2 protein-coding genes are annotated in these 1,323 nt (G+C 40.6%); both read right to left on the bottom strand.

From position 1 onward, the window contains the following. Positions 1-228 precede the first annotated feature (228 nt). On the bottom strand, positions 229-669 hold the full coding sequence (locus LU351_RS20445) for a hypothetical protein (RefSeq protein ID WP_232595935.1): 441 nt from the start codon (positions 667-669) through the stop codon (positions 229-231). Between the two features lie 11 nt (positions 670-680). Further along, positions 681-1,196 (bottom strand): RHS repeat-associated core domain-containing protein, encoded by a 516-nt coding sequence (locus LU351_RS20440; RefSeq protein ID WP_332840171.1) that lies wholly within the window; start codon positions 1,194-1,196, stop codon positions 681-683. Between the last annotated feature and the right edge of the window lie 127 nt (positions 1,197-1,323).

Below are 1,323 nucleotides of genomic sequence, written 5' to 3'. Positions count from 1 at the left end.
ATGGAGTATGGCGTGGCGCTTGCCCACTGCGATGGTTTTTTAGCGGCTAAAAGGGGAAGTGATGACGGTGCCAATAAAAATGCCGCTGCGAAAATGCAAGCGGCATGACATAGGACAGAGCAGCATTATTGACTATGCAGTGCGCAACGCAGTGCAGCGCTGCCCGGAGCCGCATTGCGGCGGAGTGGCGGTGTGTCCGACTTGAGAGCACTTAATTAAGTTTATCACTTAGCACTGCTCTATTGCTTTATTGATATTCTCAAAGCTTTTCTTTAGATCACCATAAATATCTACATCAATATCATATTTTAATTGATTCTCTGCTATGTCTTTGAGTAAAGAAATTAATTTAGGATATATAAGCTTAATTTGACTTGGATATTCATTAACTTTTTTCTCTAAAATTTCAACAAACCCACTAGCAGCGAGCGGAGTGTTAAATTCATCAAAATCATTCGAAACTATATATTCAGCCAAACCTAAAATATAGTATAAAAAAGGTTTGATAGGCATGTTACCCAAATTAAAACAACGCTCATGAATATTTTTTCTGAATTCATCTTGAAGTTCAGCGTTAGTTTTTCCTCCAAAATACTCGAAAGCATAATAGATATCCCTATCTGATAAATCGCCCCAATCTTCTTCTAACGGAATGTTCTCTTCTATCATACTTTCATCACTTAATCGCAATCCAGAGGTTCATTTCTACAACTCCATGCGTTGTTATATACCCTTTTTAATTTATTAATGTCCCTGTCCATTCTTCTGATGTGATCTGAATGATTTCCTGGTTTATACCTATCATCCCATTGTTGACGCATGTTCCTGCATTGCTGCATCCATTTTATTCTTTCTCTCATATCCTTGCATCGCTCTCCGGTAGGAGGAGGCGGATTATTACAAAAATCTTTGTAGCGTAGATATTCAGATTGAGCCTCGAAAGTATCAACTGGTCCTTCTGAGCTTTCATTTAAATAATCAGCTACAGCAGCGGCATTATCATAGGCAGTTTGTCCGCAGTTTGTTGCGATACAAGCTCCTCCAGCTGTTAACGCTGCCCCACCAGCGAATAAATAATATGCCGGAACACCAAACCAAACTAATCGGCCATCAGGGTCAAAATTATTTATTGGATTTTGGTATGCGTAACCATAGGTATTAATACCGCCATTTAATCCAATGGGGTCGGAGGTGATGTATCGTCCGCCTACGCAACATCATACCTACATTTCCACACAGCCCAGTGCTATCAAGCCTTTAAAGAACACGCAGCACAGTGCAGCGACACTTTAACAAGTCACACCCCCCGACGCGACTTTTCCC

Origin of the sequence: Marinibactrum halimedae (assembly GCF_021234875.1) — a bacterium.
GTDB lineage: Bacteria > Pseudomonadota > Gammaproteobacteria > Pseudomonadales > Cellvibrionaceae > Marinibactrum > Marinibactrum halimedae.
Note: the sequence above shows the minus strand (reverse complement) of the source record. Positions and strands in the feature narration are given on the sequence as shown.